Here is a 17,807-nt window from a genome sequence, read left to right on the forward strand (position 1 = left end):
GACGGGAATGTCCGGGAGCGTGGCGCCGATCGATTTCTCCGGCCTGATACGTGAGGGCGATCTCGTCGTGTGCGGGCAGGCGACGGCAGAGCCCGTCACCCTGACCGAAGCACTGATGGCGCAGGCTGCGCAACTTCCGCAGTTTCGCATGATGATCGGGCCGATATTCTCCGAGACGTTCTCCGCCGCGTGCGCTCCCAACGTTGCGTTCCAGAGCTACGGCGTGATCGGCAACGCGCGCCGGCTTGCGAAGGCCGGGCGGCTCGACGTGATCCCGAGCAATTACAGCGCCTTTTGTGCCGACGTCGCCGCGCGCCGCCACAGGGCCGATGTCGTGCTGGTGCAGCTTGCGGAAGCCGGCAACGGCCGCTTGAGCGCGAGCCTCTCCAACGACTACGTCATCGACGCCGCACGCGGCGCGCGTCTCGTCATCGCCGAGATCAATCCGGATGCGCCGTTCACGTTTGGAGCGGAATGGCCCGACGAGGTGCCGATTCATCTGCGCGTGACCGCGCGCCGGCCACCTGTCGAGCTGGCTTCGACGCTACCCGATGACATCTCAAAGCGTATTGCGGCGCATGCGGCGAGCCTGATCGCCGACGGCAGCACGCTTCAGTTCGGGGTGGGGCGGATTCCGGACGCGATCCTCTCGTCGCTGTCTCATCTGCGCAATCTCGGCATTCACTCCGGCCTGATCAACGATGCCGTCGTCGATCTGATCGCGTGCGGAGCGGTGACGAATGCAGAAAAGGGACTCGATGCCGGGATCACGGTCACCAATCAGGTGATCGGCACGCAGCGGCTCTACCGCTTCGTCCATGAGAACAGGGCGGTCGCGGTGCGGCCGACGTCTTACACGCATGGCCAGAACGTGCTGGCCCGGATCAATCGTCTGGTCGCGATCAACTCGGCACTCCAGGTCGGGCTCGACGGTAGCGTCAATTCCGAGACGCTGAACGGCGTTGCGATCGGCGCCATCGGTGGACAGCTCGATTTCGTGCGCGGGGCCAATGCCTCGCCAGGAGGAAGAGCGATCATCGCGCTGCCGGCGACGGCGTCCGACGGCAGCAGCCGGATCGTGACGGATGTCGAGACAGTGACGACGCCGCGCGCCGATGTCGACGCCATCGTCACCGAATGGGGCATTGCGGAGCTGCGCGGCTGCGGCCTTGCCGAGCGCGCGCGCCGCATGATCGCGATCGCCGCGCCCGAGCACTGCGATGCGCTGTCGGCGCGGCTCCGCGCGCGCTAGTTCAGTTCATCATTGCGGCCGTCGGGCGCTGGCTCTCGCCGGAGCCGATGATCCCGGGAAGGTCCGTCGCCTCGCCCGCGATCATGTGCGACATCCCCCAGAACAGATGGGCGAGGCGGGAGAACACCAGCCGTTCGCGTTCGGCGGGCACGGTACCTTCGGGGATCGTCACCGTCTCCAGGCCGACCACTTTCTTGAAGTCCGGCCAGATCGTCATCGACTGCGCGATCACGGAGTAGCAGCGCGGATCGTCCTCACTCTCGTCGGCCGCCGCCGGCAGGCCCGGATATTGGGTCGGCGCGGCGTAGAACTTGTAGGCGCCGTAGCCGAGCTTGAGCAGGAATTTCTCGGGCACGGCGACGTCGGCGGCAAAGGACACCAGCCGTGCCTCGCTCAGCACCTCCGGATCGATCGCGCTGAGGTCCGACGCGTGGAGCGCCGAGCAGAACGACAGATCGCGATTGTGCTCGCGGAGCAGATTGGCCAGCGGCTGCTGCTGTTGCACGGTGTCGGTGAGCAGGATGATGGTCTTGAGCATCGTGAAGGTCTCCCTCAGGGGAAAAGCCGGCGTGCGGTCATGACCGCGTCGTCGGAGGCGTGGCTGGCGAAGAAGTCGTTGGCGATGCGCTGTCCCGGCGCGATCTCCAGGATGCGGTAGTGTGCGAGGCTCGCCGCCTCGCGCGCGGCACCGACATCGTCCTGCCAGGCGCAGAGCGACAGCTCGAGCCGGCCGTATCCGCCGCAATCGGCGGCATAGGCACCGGTCACGGCTTCGACCGTTGCCGCCACCGCGCCTGCGTCGCTGGCCGAGACGTCGCGCAGGATCACGGCGATGCCGCTTCCGGTCGCGGCCTTCGAGGTCATCACCATGAAGGCGTCGCGGGCGCCGGTCCGGCCGGCGCGGCGCGCCGTGCGCACGATGCTTGCGAAGCCGGGGTCGGGACCGAGCTCCAGCGTCGCCGTCTGCTGGTCGTGCAGGATCGTCGCGCGCGAGGCGCCGAGGTCGCCCTTCAGCGCGTGATAGGAGCGCGGCAGCCAGACCGTATCGAGCGGCACCTGCGATGATGTCAGGCTCCAGGCTTGGTCCAGCAGATAGCCTTCCCAGATCGCAGGATAGGCGGCGGCGAGCTGTTGCCAGGCGCGAAGCAGCCGTTCCGCATGCGCGGAGCGGCGGAGATAGAGCGTGCGCGCCGACATCTCCCAGCGATTCCACTTGTGCAGGGCGACGTCGCAACCGAGGAACGAGGGCAGCAGGGGCGCCTCACGCAAGGTCGCGCCGGCATCGACGAACAGCAGCGGCTCGCGATATTTGTTCCACATCCGCACCATGAACTCAGCCGTCTCGAAGCAGAGCAGGCGGTCATCGAGCTGGGTGTCGATCGCTTCGATGTGACAATCGAGCTGCAGGCGCTCGAGCGATTGGCGGAGGCGGGGGGACGCGGCCTCGTCGACGCCGCGCGGATGACATGAGACGATCCGCGGTCGGAGGGCGGAGGCGTCTGCGGCGGCGAGGAATTTCGCCCAGCCGATGCCGCCCCACCACATTTCGTGCGGGCCGTCGGCGCCGCAGGGGCCGACGGTGCCGAATTCGGTCAGCTTGGATTTGAGGAAGTCGAAGCCGGGATTTTCGCTTCCGGGAATGACGACGGCGCAGGCGGGATTGAGCGAGCGGTAGAGCAGCTCGGCCGCGGCGCCGCTTGGCGGTTCCTTCAGAATGATGACGCCGCCGTGCCGCCCGTCCGGGACGCCATCGAGCGTGGGTGCACCATACTGGCCGACCAGCCAGCTCAGGCGGTCGTGCTGGGCCCGGCCCAGCCTGACGCCGCCAGCCTGCAGCACTTGATCAAGATTTGCCTGCGTTGCGTCCCGCAATTCCGTGCCCCCAGTTAACCCCTGGGACTTCAACGGCTGGAGCGGCGCAATCAGGCGAACTATTTGGGGCTGGCTCCGAGCGGCGTGATCGCGACGGAGTAGACCGCGATCTCCTGCGTCATCGGGGCGACGGGAATCAGCAGGCAGCCGTCCTCGCTTTCGGTGCGATAATGCGAGCCGTTCCTCTGCACGCCGGCATAGGTCAGGCTTTCGAAGGCGATACCGACTGCGTCCTGGCTTTCAGCGGCGTCGCGAACCTCGTCGGCGGACTGGATGGTCACGCCGTGCAGCAGGCCTTCGGGAGCGAATTTCCCCAGCGGCAGCGCGATCATGGCGATGCCCATGGCGCGCGAGAGGGGAATGCGCACGCGCAGCTCACCGAGGCCGGTGCGATGAACGGTGACCGCTTCCAGCGTCGCCTCGCCATTTCCGCGAAACAGGCCGATCTGAACCGAAATGCAGGGGCTTTCCTCGAAGACGTCGGCGGGCAGGCGGTTGGCGCCGAACAGCGCATACAGATAGGCGTGGGACGGCGAGAGGCGCGCAAAACAGCCTGCCAGCCACATCGGCGGCGCCGTGGCGGTGCAGGCGGCGGAGAGGCCGCGGGCGGTGATCTGGCGGCGCATGAAGCCGCTGTCGATCATCGGGGCCAGCGCATGGGTGCCGAGATTGACATCATGCCTCAAATCGCCGAGCAGCATCAGCTCGTCGTCGTCGGGCAGCAGCAGAAGACGCGCCAATGTCGCCGCGCACCAGCGTGCGGCGACGTCGTCTGCAGCATAAGGGCTCAAGCGGAAGTCGAGCGCGACCTCTCCGGCGGATCCTGCAAAGGCGAGGGCGCCGGCCTGGATCTCGGCGGCCAGCACGATCTGGCTCTCGGGGCGCGGGTTGATCTCGCGCAGCACCTTGTCGCCGTCATAGTCGCGCACCGAGCCGTCGGCGGAGCAGCAGATCTGCTCCAGCAGTGCGATATTGCGGATCATCATGCGCTTGACGTGCGGGGTGACCACGAGGTCGGAAATGAAGCCCGCCGCGCTGTCGTCCTCGGCGACATCGTCGAAGGCATCGTCGAGCGACATCAGATAGGCGCCGTGGAGGCGGATCTTGATGCCTTCGAGGTCGAAGATGCGACGCAGCGCCTTCTGCACGCTGCCGGAATAGCCGAGATCGGCCAGTACGAGATCGGTGCAGTCGTCAAAGCCGGGGATAGCCTGACGCAGATAGGCGAGCAAGCGCGCGCGCAAGCCTGCCGCGAGCGTGACGATCTCGGCGGGATCGATCAGTTTCGGAAGCGCCTCGGCGAGGTCTTCGCCGGAGGCGATGCCGCCGGGACAGCCGGCAAAGAACGTCGCGACCTTTGGCGGCATCATCTTCATCATGTCGTGGAAGGTCGGCGCGTCGATCTTGAACACCTTGCTGAAGAGATCGATGAGCGGCTGGATCGTGTCGGCGGAGGCGATCAGGCCGACGCGGCGGTTGATCTCGAGATAGGCCGACGAGTTGCCATGAAGGCCCTGCCAGATCCGGTGTGGCAGAAAGCCGTCGCGGCCGAGAAAGCCGAGCGCGACCTGCCGGCCGGGCTCGGCGACCTCCGCGCAGCGCCGCGTGATGAAGGCGTCGAATGCGGTCATGACTGGGCCGAGCACGGTCATCCCGAGGTGAAAAGCTGGCGACCTCTCGGCGTTGCGTGCGGCGACCATACGCCGCAGCGTTCGCCCGCCATGATCGAGTCGCGACGGCGCGCCTGTGCACAGCAGCTCGAACAGGGCCGTCTCACGCTGAAACTTCGAGGCGAGCTGCGCGGTTGCCTGCGGATAATAGCGGGGATGAATGCCGTGACGCTTCGCGCCCCTGATGTCGGCCTTGTCATTGTCGCCGACGTGAAAGGAGGCGTCGGCGTCGATGCCCTGTTCGGCGAGATAGGTGGCGAACAAGGTCTCGCTCTTGCTGCTGCCGTGGTCACAGGACGCGTAGAGGAAGTCCCAGTCCAGCCCGGGATGGCAAGCGCGCAGCAGGCGCGCCAGCCGGCCAGTGTCCCAATAGGTGTCCGAGATGAATCCGACGCGATGGCCGGCGCACTTCATGTCCAGATATTGCCTGATCATGTCCGGGTTGGCGCGGCAGAGCTCGATCTCGGCGGCAAATTCTGATTCGACGAGGTCGTTCATGTCTCTTGGTGAAAGGCCGAACAGCCTGAACGGAAAAAAGGAATAGATCTCGTCGATATGCACTTCGCTCGCGCCGCGCTTCTCCTTTGCGGTCCGACGCGCACGCGATTCGGCCTGGATGCGATGCTGAACGAAACTCGCGGAAACATTCGGACAAGATCGTGAAATGCCCGATAGCTCGTAAGTCCTTTCAAATACGCCATCTGCCGTCGTGCATGCGCGCAGCAGAAATGTATCGAAAACATCGAACGACCAAGCAGAAACAATTTGCGCGCCGCGCTCCGCGCTGGCCGTTGCGATCTTCATGCGGCAATTCCCCGTCCACCAACGTGATTAACGTGCACAGACGCGGAGTCAGGCGCCACGCGTGCGAAAAAAATTCACGCACGATTCAAAATCGTGTTCGTCGCGACTGACAGATTCAAAAAAATCGCTAGGTTCGAAAAAGGTGATTCGGAAAAAATTGCCGAGTGCGAAAGTCGTCTGGCGTTCATTCACACTCGGAAACAATCGCTTCTTGATGCGCAAGGCGCGCGTCGCGTTTGATCACCTAGTGCCGCGTAACTTCAGCGTTTTCTTCCCGCTGCATCTGTTCAGGATGAATGATCCGCCATGGCGCGAGACGATGTGACGATTGCAGACTTGATGCGCGAGACGATCGCGCGGTCGGCAATTATTGCCCGATGCTCGGCAAAAGATTCCGGATAACATCTTGAAAAACAACAAAAATTATCCGCCTGGATTGTTTTGGCCCCGCGTTCAACGCCTGGAAGCCGTGTGGCATGTGCGCCGCCGGCATTGCGGGTTGGAGGTTGCGGGATGAGTTACGCTGCTGATGTCTGGGCTCCCGCCGAGGCCGAGATCACGACAACCATGCCGGCCGATGCGATCGTGCCGGTGATGCCTTCGGTGCCGCTCGCGCCGGACAGCGCGCCCGTCACGGCCGATGTCGTTTACGACGAGGACAGTGAGCTCCTCGACAGGCTCGCAACCGGCGACGAGGCTGCCTTCCGCATGTTGGTCGAGCGTCACATCGACCGTGCCTACGCCATCGCGCTGCGCATCGTCGGCAATGCCGCCGATGCCGAGGACGTGGTGCAGGACACCATGCTCAAGATCTGGAGCCATCGCGGGCGCTGGCAGCACGGCCGCGCCAAGTTCTCGACCTGGCTCTATCGCGTCATCTCCAATCGCTGCATCGATCTGCGCCGCAAGCCGCGGACCGAGAATGTCGAGACGGTGCCCGAAGTCGCGGACGGCCAGCCCGGCGCGGTCGAGCTCATCGAGCGCAACGAATTGAACGGCATGCTCGAGATCGCGATGCAGCGTCTGCCGGAGCAGCAGCGCATCGCGGTGATCTTCTCGTATCACGAGAACATGAGCAACGGCGAGATCGCCGAGGTGATGGACACGACGGTGGCCGCCGTCGAGTCACTGCTCAAGCGCGGGCGCCAGCAACTGCGTCAGCTCCTGCGCAAGCACGAGCGCGACATCCGCACCGCGTTTACCGATTGCTAACCATAAAATTCCCCTCGCGAAAGTTTTCGCGCCTGATCTCCTTGCACTCCGCCGTTTGAGCGAACGGACGGGGCTGCGGTCCGCGTCGTCGTAAGTCGGTTTCAACGATGCGGCACGCCATGCCCATCAGCACAGGAGCTTCCAATGCCCGCAATCAACACCAATACCGCCGCCAACGCTGCGGTGCGTTATCTCAACATCAACTCCTCGCAGGAAACCTCGTCGCTCTCCAAGCTGTCGAGCGGCTCGCGCATCACCTCGGCGTCCGACGACGCCGCCGGGCTTGCGATCTCAACCCGCATCTCCTCGGACGTCACCACGCTGCAGCAGGCCGCGACCAATGCCTCGCAGGCCACCGCGATCCTGCAGACCGCTGATGGCGGCGCCTCGAACATTTCCGACATCCTCGCCCGAATGAAGTCGCTGGCTTCCGAGTCCGCCTCGGGCACCACCACCGACTCCAGCCGCGCCTACATCAACTCGGAATTCACGCAGCTCACGAGCGAAATCGATTCGATCGCCTCCGGCACCCGCTATTCCAGCCAGAGCCTGCTCGACGGCTCCAGCGTGTTCGCCTCGGGCGTCTCCGTCCTGGTCGGCTCCTCGGGGTCTGACACCATCACCATCACGCTCACGAGCCTGACGGCCTCGTCGCTCGGCGTCTCCTCGCTTGACGTCAGCACGCTGTCGGACGCGACCTCGGCACTGACAGCGCTGGACACGGCGATCGACACCGTCTCGGCCGCCCGCGCCAGCATCGGCGCCCAGGAATCCCGGTTCAACTTCAGCGCGGACTCGATCTCGACCCAGACCCAGAACCTGCAATCGGCCAACTCGGCGATCAAGGACGTCGACATCGCGGCCGAGCAGTCGAAGCTGTCCTCGGCGGAAGTGAAGACCCAGGCCGCCGTGTCGGCGCTCGCCGCGGCGAACCAGATGCCGCAGTACCTGCTCAAGCTGCTGGGCTGATGACGATACAAGCGGGCCGGCATGATGCCGGCCCGCCTCCTACCAGGGACAGCCAGGCAAAGTGACCAGCGTCAGCTCCACCAGCAGCACAAGTTCGGGGGTCTCCGTCACCACGAGCGGGACGACCAATTCGAGCAGCATCGACTGGTCGGCGCTGATCCAGGCCGCCGTCGACGCCAAGACCGCGCAGGCGGATACGATCTCGACCACGATCACGAACAATGAGGCCAAGATCTCGGCCTATCAGACGCTGCAGAGCGATCTGAAGACGCTGTATTCGGGATTGGCATCGCTGTCGACCGCAGTGGTCAACTCGCTCTCGACCAGCGCATTTGCCACGCGCGCCGCGAGCATCAGCTCGACCGGCGACGTCAGCGCCTCCTCGGCGCTCTCGATGACGATCAAGAGCGGGGCGGCGACGGGCGACCACACGCTGACGATCAGCCAGCTCGCCACCGCGCATAAGGTGGCCGGCACCTCGCAATCGAGCCAGACCGACGAGCTCGGCTATTCCGGCACATTCTCGATCGGGCTCGACGGCGGCACGGCGGCCGACATCACGGTGACCAGCACGATGTCGCTGCAGGACGTCGCCGACGCCATCAACGCGCAGACCTCGACGACCAACGTCCAGGCCTCCATCGTGCAGGTGTCCAGCACGTCGTACCGGTTGGTTTTGACCGGCACCGAGGATGCCGCGGACATCAGCTATTCCAGCACGTCCGGCGACGATATCATGACCGAGCTCGGCGTGACCGACAGCTCGGGGAGCTTCACCAACGTCATCCAGGAGGCGCAGTCGGCCGAATTCACGCTCGACGGCATCTCCATGACCCGCGATACCAACGACATCTCCGACGTCCTCACCGGCGTCACCTTCAGCTTGCTCCAGGCGACGCCGGACGGAACATCGCTGAACATCAGCATCGAGACCGACACCAGCCAGATCCAGTCGGCTCTGGAGACGTTCGTCACCAATTACAACGCCTTTCGCGACGAAGTCGTCGCTCAGCAGGCGACTGCGACCGACGGCACCGCGGATTCCAGCGCGGTGCTGTTCGGCGATGGAACGATGCGCAACATCATGGATGCGCTTCAGAATGCCCTGAACAGCACCGTCGGCGGCATGACCATGGCCGATCTTGGCCTGTCGTTCAACGAGAGCAACGAGCTCGAGCTCGACACCTCGACGCTGTCGGACGTTCTGAGCACGAATCTGAGCGGCGTGACCAAGCTGTTGTCGGCCCAGACCACGACGTCGTCGAGCCAGCTCAGCGTCGTCAACACGGGCACGTCGCCGCAATCCTTCACCCTGGACCTGGCGGTCGATTCCGACGGCAATCTCACCTCGGCGTCGGTCGGCGGCGATTCGACGTTGTTCACGGTCAGCGGCACCACGATCATCGGTGCCTCCGGCTCGATCTATGCCGGCATGGCCTTCACCTATAGCGGATCGACCTCGCAGTCGATCACGGTGACGTCGACCTCGGGCATCGCGACGCAGCTCTACCAGATCGCGAAGAACTATTCCTCGTCGACCGGCGTGCTGCAGACGCTGATCACCAATCTGACCACGCGCGACGACGACCTTCAGCAGAAGGTCGACGACATCAACAGCGCGGCTGCGACGCTGCAGTCGCAGCTCCAGACCCAATACGCCAAATATCAGGCGGCGATCGAGAGCGCCAATAGCACGCTGACTTATCTCAAGGCGCTGCTGAGCAGCTCCTCGAGCGATTGATCGAGTGAAACAGAGTGATCGATGATGCATAACCAGATGGCGTACATGGCCAATCAGGCCTATCGGGGCGCGGCAACGAGCGTGCCGCCGCTCAAGGCGATCTCGATGCTGCTCGGCGGCGCGATCACCTTTCTCCAGAAGTCGCTGGCTGCGCAGGAGGCGCGCCGCTTCGAGGAGGGGCACGAGCACCTGATGCGGGCGACCGCGATCCTGCGCGGCCTCAGCCACAATCTCGATTTCGCCAAGGGGGGAGCGGTCGCGGAACAGGTGTTCCAGACCTACAATGCGATGATCTTGGCAAGCCTCAAGGCGTTCGGCCGCCCGCATGCGCGCGCGAGTTTCGCGCGCATCATCGCCGGGCTCTCCGAGCTTCGAGAGGCCTGGGAGTTCGTCGATGCAACGTCGCGGGGCGCGGGCGTAGCCCCGGTCGATTCGGCACGCAGGGGCTGAGGCGGCGATTTCTCCCCCATGCGGGAGGGCGACTGACGACGCCGGCCTCCCAATTCCAAGCTTTCCGTAGTGCTGCGGGCCGCTTTGGCGCCAAAGCCGGGCTGAAACCGGTTTCCGGCGCGCGCGCAATGCTTTATGACGGGCCGGACCAAGGCGGGACCGGCGGACGATGGACGTCACCGAGTTTGAGGAACTGATCGACCGGCTGGGCGAGGATCTCTCGCTCTGGCCCGACGACCAGCGCGTGCCCGCCGAACAGCTGCTGGCGCGCTCGCCCGCAGCACAGGCCCTGCTCGAGGAGGCGCGTACCTTGCGCCAAGCGCTCGCGGCGCCGCCGGTCCGCGCCCCCGCGGGTCTCGCCGATCGCATCGTCGCCGCCGCGGCCAGGATGAAGAGCGACGCCGCCGAGCCCCGCACCGAAGGCGAGACGGCGGGGAGCTGAGCGGCTCTTTGCCGATACCCAACATTACGTGAGATCGTCATGCCCGGGCTTGTCACGGGCATCACGTTCGTGGCGGCGTGGATGGCCGAGACGAGCCCGGCCATGACGACGTGGAAGCACGCGTGCCTCAAAAACTGATCGCGCATGCCACTGCCCCGCCGTGGCGGCAGGAGGGCGCCGTCGTCGCAACATCTAGCCCGATATCGCCGCTCCTCTAACGCGCGCATGCGGCAGATTTTGCCGTGTCGAAAGCCGTTTTTGCGCGCGCGAATCGCCGCCTGAATCCGCGCGCCCACCCGTTTCATCAGCACACAGATTTCAAGCGCCCCGACCAGCACCTGGTTGCCGGCAGCGCGAGAAAGCCGGAGTTTCTGATGACCGTTTCCGCCGTGAGTTCTGCAACAACCGCGACCACCACGACATCGTCGTCGTCGAGTGCGTCGTCCTCGTCGTCGCTGACCTCGAGCGACTTCCTCAGCCTGCTGGTCAGCGAGCTTCAGAACCAGGATCCGCTGAACGCGACCTCGACCACCGACTTCATCAATCAGCTCACCTCCTACGCCAACTTCACCCAGCAGCAGTCGATCAACTCCAACATGTCGTCGCTGGCGAGCTCGTTCTCGAGCCTCGTGACGCTCAACTCGGTGAACTATATCGGCCACACCGTCGAGGCGAAGACCGACACGGCGACCCTGAGCAACGGCTCGGCCACCTTCGGCTACTCGCTGTCCTCGGCCGCGTCGGACGTCACGATCAGCATCTCGGACTCCTCGGGCAACGTCGTCTACACCGGCACCGGCACGGGGAATTCCGGCTCCAACAGCTTCACCTGGGACGGCAAGGATTCCAGCGGCAACCAGCTCTCCGACGGCGGCAAGTACACCATCTCGGTGACCGCGACCGACTCCGCCGGCAACTCGGTGCTCAACTACACGACAGTCACCGGCACGGTGACCGGCATCGACACATCGACCTCCACGCCCTCGCTCACGGTGAACGGCGTCTCCGTCAGCGCCGCCAACATCATCGGCGTCACGTCCTGATCTCACGTTCTGATTTCCTCGGAGTTTCATCATGAGTCTTACCGGTGCATTGTCCTCGGCGATCTCGGCGCTCAGCGCCCAGAGCACGTCTCTGTCGATGATCAGCGACAACATCGCCAACTCCGATACGACGGGCTACAAGACGACGTCGGCGATGTTCGATGCGCTGGTGACCGCATCGAGCAACTCGACGACTTATGCCTCCGGCGGCGTCACCGTCTCGGGCCGCGCCAACATCACTCAGCAAGGCCTCCTCGCCACCACGTCCAACGCCACCGACGTCGCGATCCAGGGCACGGGCTTCTTCGTGGTGACCAGCGCCACGTCCGGCGGCGTCACGTCCTACACCCGCAACGGCGCCTTCACGATCAACAACGCGGGCTATCTCGAGAACGACGGAAGCTATCTCGAGGGCTGGCGCACCGACGCCGACGGCAATGTCGTCGGCAGTGAATCTGCCAGCAATCTGTCGGCCATCAATACCCAGATCGCCTCGACCAGCGGCAGCGCCACCACCAAGACCACGATCGCGGCCAACCTGCCGTCGGACGCTGCCACCGGCGACACCTTCACCAGCTCGATGACGGCCTACGATTCGCTCGGTGCGGCGAACACGATGCAGATCACCTGGACCAAGACCGGCACCAATACCTGGAGCGCGAGCTTCGCCAATCCAACCTCGTCATCGGACACCACGACCGCGACAGGCACGGCGTCGGGGACGATCGACATCACTTTCAACAGCGATGGCTCGCTGGCGAGCACCAGCCCGGACCCGGCGACCGTCTCGGTCACGGGCTGGACCGACGGCGCCGCGGACAGCACCATCACCATGGACCTCGGCACGGTCGGCGGCACCGACGGCCTGACCCAGTACGCCTCCGGCGAGACGACGCCCGATGTCAACGTCACCAGCATCGATTCGGACGGCCTCTCCTACGGCAAGCTGTCGAGTGTCTCGATCGGCGATGACGGCCTCGTCAACGCGACCTATTCCAACGGCGAGACCATTGCGATCTACAAGATCGCGGTCGCGACCTTCGCCGATCCCAACGGGCTCTCCGCGTCCAGCAACGGCCTCTATTCGGCGACTGTTGCATCGGGGAATGCCGCCTTGCAGGGCTCCGGCGAAAACGGCGCGGGGACGATCTACGGCAGCGAACTGGAATCATCGACCACCGACACCTCCAGCCAGTTCTCGAGCATGATCTCGGCGCAGCAGGCCTATTCCGCCGCGTCCCAGGTCATCTCCACCGTCAACAAGATGTACGACACCCTGATCTCGGCGATGAGGTGAGCGATGCCTGGTGAAGGGGCGAACGCAGCCGGGGAGGCGCTTCTGCGCCGGCTGCGGCGGCTGTTGGCGCGGGCCGGGGCCGTCAAGGCGACCGATCGCAACCAATTGCTCGCGATGCTCGATGACCTCGAGACGACCCGGCGCGGCCTCCTGCGCGAATGTGGGGAGATCGAAGGACAGATGAAGCAGGCCACCGCCAGAACCACCGCGATCGGCGCTTATCTGCGCAATTCGCAAGTCGGTCGCGGCAAACCGCAGCATTAGAAGAAGGCGAGAACAATGAGTGCAGCCCAGGCCACGATGACCAATCCCGCGAATGGCGACGTCCGGATCAAGTCGTTGATCACGTTGATCGACACGCTGACCGCGCTGGTTGCCGAGGAGAATGCCGAGCTAGCCAAGGGTCTGCCGGCCTCGCGGCTGAAGCAGGTCGACGAGAAGAACCGGCTGGCGGAGATCTTCGAGCGGACCGTCGCCGAATGTGCGGCAGGCACGACCAGCCTGACCGTGCGGGACCGGATGCTGCGCGAGCAGCTGCTGGAGCGGATCCTGAAGCTGCGCGGCGCCATGGACGAGAATCTGGTGCGCTTGCGCGCGGCGATCGAGGCCAGCAACCGCCGGATCGAAGCGGTGATGCAGGCGATCCGCGAGCAGATCGCCGCGGTGTCGCCCTATGGCGCCTCCGGCCGTCTCGCCGCGCGCGCCGTGTCCAGCGGCACCAGCCGCAGCGCCTGAGCCTGCGCGAAAGGAGTCCGCCGTGTCACTCGATATCGCACGATCGATCGCCTTCAGCGGGCTGTCGGCCACGTCCGTGCAGATCAGCGTGACGTCGTCGAACATCTCGAACGCCGACACGACGGGCTACACCGCAAAGACCGCGAACCAGTCGAGCAGCGTCACCAATGGCGTCGGCACCGGCGTCACGGTGACGGGCATCACCTCGACGGTGGACAAGCTCCTGCTGAAATCGCTGATCTCGGCGACATCCGATCTCGGATCCGCCGATACCACGAATACATACCTGACATCGCTCGGAAAGCTGTACGGCTCGACCAGCAGTACCGATTCGTCGTCGACCGGGACCTCGCTCGCCAACAGCATCGCCTCGCTGGAATCCGCGCTGTCCTCGCTCGCGAGCACGCCCAGTAGCGCCTCGCTGCAATCCAACGTCGTCAGCGCGCTCGACGACGTCGCGAGCCAGTTGCGGGAGACGTCGAGCAGCATCCAGAAGCTCCGCGCCGACGCCGACCAGGACATCGCGTCCGCGATCGACGACGTCAATACCGACCTGCAGCAGATCGCGGATCTGAACGACCAGATCAAGCAGACGGCGGCAACCGGCCAGTCGACCGCGGATCTCGAGGACCAGCGCAACACCGCGCTCCAGGACCTCGCCTCGAAGATGAACATCAACTACTTCACGGCGTCGAACGGCGACATCCAGATCTACACCAGGTCCGGCCAGGCGCTGGTCGACAGCTCCGCGCATACGATCAGCTATACGGCCGCGTCCAATGTGACGGCATCGACCACCTACACCGCCGGTTCCTCGTCGAGCGGCTTCAGCGCGATTACGGTGAACGGTGTCGACATCACCTCGCAGATAACAGGGGGAGACATCGGCGCGCTCATCACGCTGCGCGACGAGACGCTGCCGAACGCGCAGTCCCAGCTCGATCAGCTCGCCCAGCAGCTCGCGTCGGCGATGAACAGCGTCTCGAACAGCGCCTCCGCGGTGCCGGCGCCGACGAGCCTGACCGGCACGACCAGCGTCACGAGCGGCACGGCACTGTCCGCCTCCGGCACGGTGCGCCTTGCCGTCACCGACCAGAGCGGCAACCTGGTCTCGTACAGCGATCTCGACCTCTCGTCCTATTCCACCGTCGGAGACCTCGTCACCGCCATCAACGGCATTTCCGGATTGTCGGCGTCGGTCGATGCGGACGGCCATCTTTCGATTACGGCGACCGGCTCGGGCAACGGCGTTGCCATCAACGAGATGACGAGCTCGGTCGGCGCATCAAGCGAAGGGTTTTCGGAGTATTTCGGCCTCAACGACCTCGTGACCGGAACCAGCGCGGCGGATATCGCGGTCAACAGCAAGATCCTGTCCGGGACCAACGAGATCCAGCTCGCGACGCTGGATTCCTCGTCGACCTTGACCGTCGGCAGCAGCGTGCTGTCGTCGGGCTCGGCCAGCGTGGTCAACGCCTTCTATGATGCGCTGACGATGTCCAGGACCTTTGCGTCCACCGGAGGGTTGGCGGCGACGACCGGCTCGCTGGCCGACTATGCCTCGGCCATCGTGTCCGATGTCGCCAGCAAGGCGTCGCAGGCGTCGACCACCTACACCGCGAAGGAAACCGCGCAGTCGACCTATGCGAATTCGCTGTCGTCGCAGTCCGGTGTCAACCTCGACGAGGAATCCGCCAAGCTCAGCACGCTTCAGAACAAATACACCGCGGCGTCCGCGCTGATCCAGGCCATCAACACCATGTATTCGGCGCTGCTGTCCGCCGTTCAGTCGTAACAAGCGGGGCACGCTCATGGTCGCGATGCGGGTCGCCACCTTCGCACAGTCGAACAGGATGATCGCCGACGCGATGCGCGTGGAGTCGGTGATGGCCAACAAGCAGATCCAGGAATCGACGGGCGTGGTCTCGACCGATTTCGGCGGCTATGGCTCGGACGCGCAGCATGTCGTCAACCTCCAGGTCTCCGTGACGCGTGCGCAATCCTATGTCGACGCCGCGACGCTCGCCGACAGCAAGATCCAGGTGATGTATTCGGCGATCGGCTCGATGACCGACATTCTCACCCAGCTCCGGTCCCAGCTCAGCGCAGCTTCCACCGGCAGCTCGACCGAGACCAATTCGGTGATCACCACGGCCCAGCAGATGCTGCAGGAGATGGGCTCGCTGATGAACACCCAATATGACGGCCAGTACGTGTTCGCGGGCGGCAAGACCGAGACGGCACCGGTCGATCTCACGAGCTTCGCATCGGGAACGGGGTCCACGACAACGAGCGACACCAGCTATTACCGGAGCGACGACGAGATTGCCTCGGTGCGCGTTGCCGCTGACCAGACCGTGTCGTACGGCGTCACCGCCGACAATTCGGCGTTCGAGGAGGTGATGCGTGTCCTGAAGTTCGTCGCCAACAGCACCTCGCTGTCGTCGTCTGACATTTCAAGCGCGCTCGATCTCGCCGGTACGGCGCTCGACGACACCGCGGCGGTGCAGGCGAAGCTCTCGAACGCGGCGTCCTCGATCGAGACGGCGAGCGCCCGCCAGACCGACTACAAGAGCTATGCCGAGACGCTGTCGAACGATCTCACCGGCGTCGATGTCGCCGCCATCACGGCACAGCTGTCGACCTACCAGGCGCAGCTCACCGCGTCCTATTCGGCGCTCGCCAAGATCCTGAGCATCAATCTCGCGAGCTACCTGAAATAGATCGGGCTATTCCGCGGCGATCCGCTCCATCGCCATGGCGCGCAGCCGGGCGCGCTGGATCTTCACGCCGTTGGCGCTGTCGGTGACGGGAAAGGCGTCCACGAGATAGATCCGTGCCGGAACCTTGTAGCCGGCGAGCCGCTCGCGCAGATGCGCGGTCAGCTTCTCCTGCATCGGCGGCTCCGTGGTCGGGATCACGAAAGCGGCGCAGCGCGCCTGGCCCTGCAGGTCCACCGCAACCACCTGGGCGTCGGCGACGCCGGCAAGGGATTTGAGCTCGTCCTCGATCTCGCCCGGCGCGACGAGGAAGCCGCCGAGCCGCATGGCATCGCCCGCGCGGGTCTCGTAGACGAAGGAGCCGTCGCCGCGGAGACGACCGAGGTCGCCGGTGCGGAAGAAGCCGTCCGCGGTGATCGCCTCGCGCGTCGCGTCGGGATTGTTGAAATAGCCGAGGAAGCGTGACGGCGCGCTGATCTCGATCTCGCCGGAGACGCCTTCTGTTGCCAGCTCGCCGGTCTCGGTGTCGCGCACGCGCACCTTTGCGTCGGGTGACATCGGCCAGCCGCCGCCCTCGATGCGGCCGGAGAAGGCGTCGCTGGTGCGTGCGATCGAGAACAGGGCCTGAACCTCGCTCGACCCGTAGAGGCCGAACAGCGGAAGGCCGCGCGCCTCGGCCTCCGCGGCCAGCTCACGCCAGCCGGGCTGGAACGCGGCGAAGCCGCAGAGTTCGAGATGTGGAAACGGCTGGGGCGCATCGGTGAGGGCGAGGATGCGGCGAAACATCTCGTCCGAGCCGAACGAGTGGGTGATCTTGTGCTCGCGGAGGATCTTCAGCGCCGGCGCCGCCTCGAAAGCGTCGAGCACGTGGATGGCTGCGCCGGCAGCGACGAAGCCGAGCAGGCTCGTCATGCCGAACGTGCCGCAGAACGGCAGCATCGCCAGCAGCGAATGACGCCGCGGATCGAGCCCAAGCGCCTTGGCGACAGAAGCAGCGTGGCCCGCCAGCGTCCGCTGCGAATGCGCGACGAGCTTCGGCCCCTTGGTGGTGCCCGATGTCGTGTAGAGCAGCACCGGCAGATCCACGTCATCCTGCGCTTGCGGCGCCGGCGGATAGGGCGTTTCAAAAGCATCGAAGCGGACGCAGGGCCAATGTGCCGGGATCGCGTCGGCCCCGACCACCGCAAGCTTCTGCAGCGCGGGGACTTCGTCCTTGGTGAGGTCGGCGAGGATCGCGGCAAAATCGATCGAACGGAATGCAGCCTCGACCACCATGAGCCGGGCGCCGGACAATCGAAGCAGGTGCGCGACTTCCGCGCTGCGGTAGCGTGTATTGACGGCGGCGACAGTCGCACCACAGCGGGCGGCGGCGAACAGCAGCGTGAGCCATTCGATCCGGTTGACCAGCCAGACCGCGACCACGTCGCCCTTGCCGATGTCCTGCGCCGCAAGCCAGGCCGCGGTCTGCTCGATCCTGGCTGCGAATTCGGCGCGCGACACCGGCGTGCCGTCGAATATGAAGGCGGGATCGGCGGCGGGCTCTGACCTGATCAGCGATTGCAGCGAAGACGCGTTGGCACTCATGGCAACCGAACTAACC

At 65.0% G+C, this 17,807-nt stretch carries 16 protein-coding genes; 12 read left to right on the forward strand and 4 right to left on the reverse strand.

The window, feature by feature from the left end:
* The first annotated feature begins 7 nt into the window (after nucleotides 1-7).
* Nucleotides 8-1,252 carry an acetyl-CoA hydrolase/transferase C-terminal domain-containing protein gene (locus Q0743_RS15895; RefSeq protein WP_298242457.1) on the forward strand — a complete coding sequence of 415 codons (1,245 nt, stop codon included), beginning with the start codon at nucleotides 8-10 and terminating at the stop codon, nucleotides 1,250-1,252.
* A gap of 1 nt (nucleotide 1,253) precedes the next feature.
* On the opposite strand, the gene Q0743_RS15900 is transcribed toward Q0743_RS15895, so the two are convergent.
* From Q0743_RS15900 to Q0743_RS15910, 3 genes are all read right to left on the reverse strand, one after another.
* Nucleotides 1,254-1,790 carry a hypothetical protein gene (locus tag Q0743_RS15900; protein ID WP_298242458.1) on the reverse strand — a complete coding sequence of 179 codons (537 nt, stop codon included), beginning with the start codon at nucleotides 1,788-1,790 and terminating at the stop codon, nucleotides 1,254-1,256.
* Nucleotides 1,791-1,804: 14 nt separating this feature from the next.
* Nucleotides 1,805-3,091 carry a hypothetical protein gene (locus Q0743_RS15905; RefSeq protein WP_298242459.1) on the reverse strand — a complete coding sequence of 429 codons (1,287 nt, stop codon included), beginning with the start codon at nucleotides 3,089-3,091 and terminating at the stop codon, nucleotides 1,805-1,807.
* 92 nt (nucleotides 3,092-3,183) lie between these two features.
* Entirely contained in the window at nucleotides 3,184-5,598 is a 2,415-nt protein-coding gene (locus Q0743_RS15910) for a hypothetical protein (RefSeq protein WP_298242460.1), read from the reverse strand.
* Between the two features lie 513 nt (nucleotides 5,599-6,111).
* On the opposite strand from Q0743_RS15910, the gene Q0743_RS15915 reads away from it, so the two are divergent.
* The 11 genes from Q0743_RS15915 (at nucleotide 6,112) to Q0743_RS15965 (ending at nucleotide 16,210) form a co-directional block, all read left to right on the forward strand.
* On the forward strand, nucleotides 6,112-6,810 hold the full coding sequence (locus Q0743_RS15915) for an RNA polymerase sigma factor (RefSeq protein WP_298242461.1): 699 nt from the start codon (nucleotides 6,112-6,114) through the stop codon (nucleotides 6,808-6,810).
* Nucleotides 6,811-6,954: 144 nt separating this feature from the next.
* The gene (locus tag Q0743_RS15920; RefSeq protein WP_091879725.1) at nucleotides 6,955-7,779 is read left to right on the forward strand and encodes a flagellin; all 825 of its coding nucleotides are present in this window, start codon (nucleotides 6,955-6,957) and stop codon (nucleotides 7,777-7,779) included.
* Between the two features lie 61 nt (nucleotides 7,780-7,840).
* The gene (gene fliD / locus Q0743_RS15925) at nucleotides 7,841-9,520 is read left to right on the forward strand and encodes a flagellar filament capping protein FliD (RefSeq protein ID WP_298242462.1); all 1,680 of its coding nucleotides are present in this window, start codon (nucleotides 7,841-7,843) and stop codon (nucleotides 9,518-9,520) included.
* Nucleotides 9,521-9,541: 21 nt separating this feature from the next.
* Complete coding sequence (gene fliS, locus Q0743_RS15930) at nucleotides 9,542-9,970, forward strand: flagellar export chaperone FliS (protein ID WP_298242463.1); 429 nt, start codon at nucleotides 9,542-9,544, stop codon at nucleotides 9,968-9,970.
* A 169-nt stretch (nucleotides 9,971-10,139) separates the two neighbouring features.
* A complete protein-coding gene (locus tag Q0743_RS15935; RefSeq protein ID WP_298242464.1) occupies nucleotides 10,140-10,412 on the forward strand; it encodes a hypothetical protein in 273 nt (90 codons plus the stop codon).
* Nucleotides 10,413-10,786: 374 nt separating this feature from the next.
* Nucleotides 10,787-11,455, forward strand: a complete 669-nt coding sequence (locus tag Q0743_RS15940) for a FlgD immunoglobulin-like domain containing protein (protein WP_298242465.1) — start codon at nucleotides 10,787-10,789, stop codon at nucleotides 11,453-11,455.
* Between the two features lie 31 nt (nucleotides 11,456-11,486).
* The gene (gene flgE / locus Q0743_RS15945; protein WP_298242466.1) at nucleotides 11,487-12,752 is read left to right on the forward strand and encodes a flagellar hook protein FlgE; all 1,266 of its coding nucleotides are present in this window, start codon (nucleotides 11,487-11,489) and stop codon (nucleotides 12,750-12,752) included.
* A gap of 3 nt (nucleotides 12,753-12,755) precedes the next feature.
* The gene (locus Q0743_RS15950) at nucleotides 12,756-13,016 is read left to right on the forward strand and encodes a hypothetical protein (protein ID WP_298242467.1); all 261 of its coding nucleotides are present in this window, start codon (nucleotides 12,756-12,758) and stop codon (nucleotides 13,014-13,016) included.
* 15 nt (nucleotides 13,017-13,031) lie between these two features.
* Nucleotides 13,032-13,487, forward strand: a complete 456-nt coding sequence (locus Q0743_RS15955) for a flagellar protein FlgN (RefSeq protein ID WP_298242468.1) — start codon at nucleotides 13,032-13,034, stop codon at nucleotides 13,485-13,487.
* Nucleotides 13,488-13,509: 22 nt separating this feature from the next.
* Nucleotides 13,510-15,282, forward strand: a complete 1,773-nt coding sequence (gene flgK / locus Q0743_RS15960; protein WP_298242469.1) for a flagellar hook-associated protein FlgK — start codon at nucleotides 13,510-13,512, stop codon at nucleotides 15,280-15,282.
* A 16-nt stretch (nucleotides 15,283-15,298) separates the two neighbouring features.
* Nucleotides 15,299-16,210, forward strand: a complete 912-nt coding sequence (locus Q0743_RS15965) for a flagellin (protein ID WP_298242470.1) — start codon at nucleotides 15,299-15,301, stop codon at nucleotides 16,208-16,210.
* Nucleotides 16,211-16,216: 6 nt separating this feature from the next.
* On the opposite strand, the gene Q0743_RS15970 is transcribed toward Q0743_RS15965, so the two are convergent.
* Complete coding sequence (locus tag Q0743_RS15970) at nucleotides 16,217-17,791, reverse strand: AMP-binding protein (RefSeq protein ID WP_298242471.1); 1,575 nt, start codon at nucleotides 17,789-17,791, stop codon at nucleotides 16,217-16,219.
* Between the last annotated feature and the right edge of the window lie 16 nt (nucleotides 17,792-17,807).

Origin of the sequence: uncultured Bradyrhizobium sp. (assembly GCF_936943645.1) — a bacterium.
GTDB lineage: Bacteria > Pseudomonadota > Alphaproteobacteria > Rhizobiales > Xanthobacteraceae > Bradyrhizobium.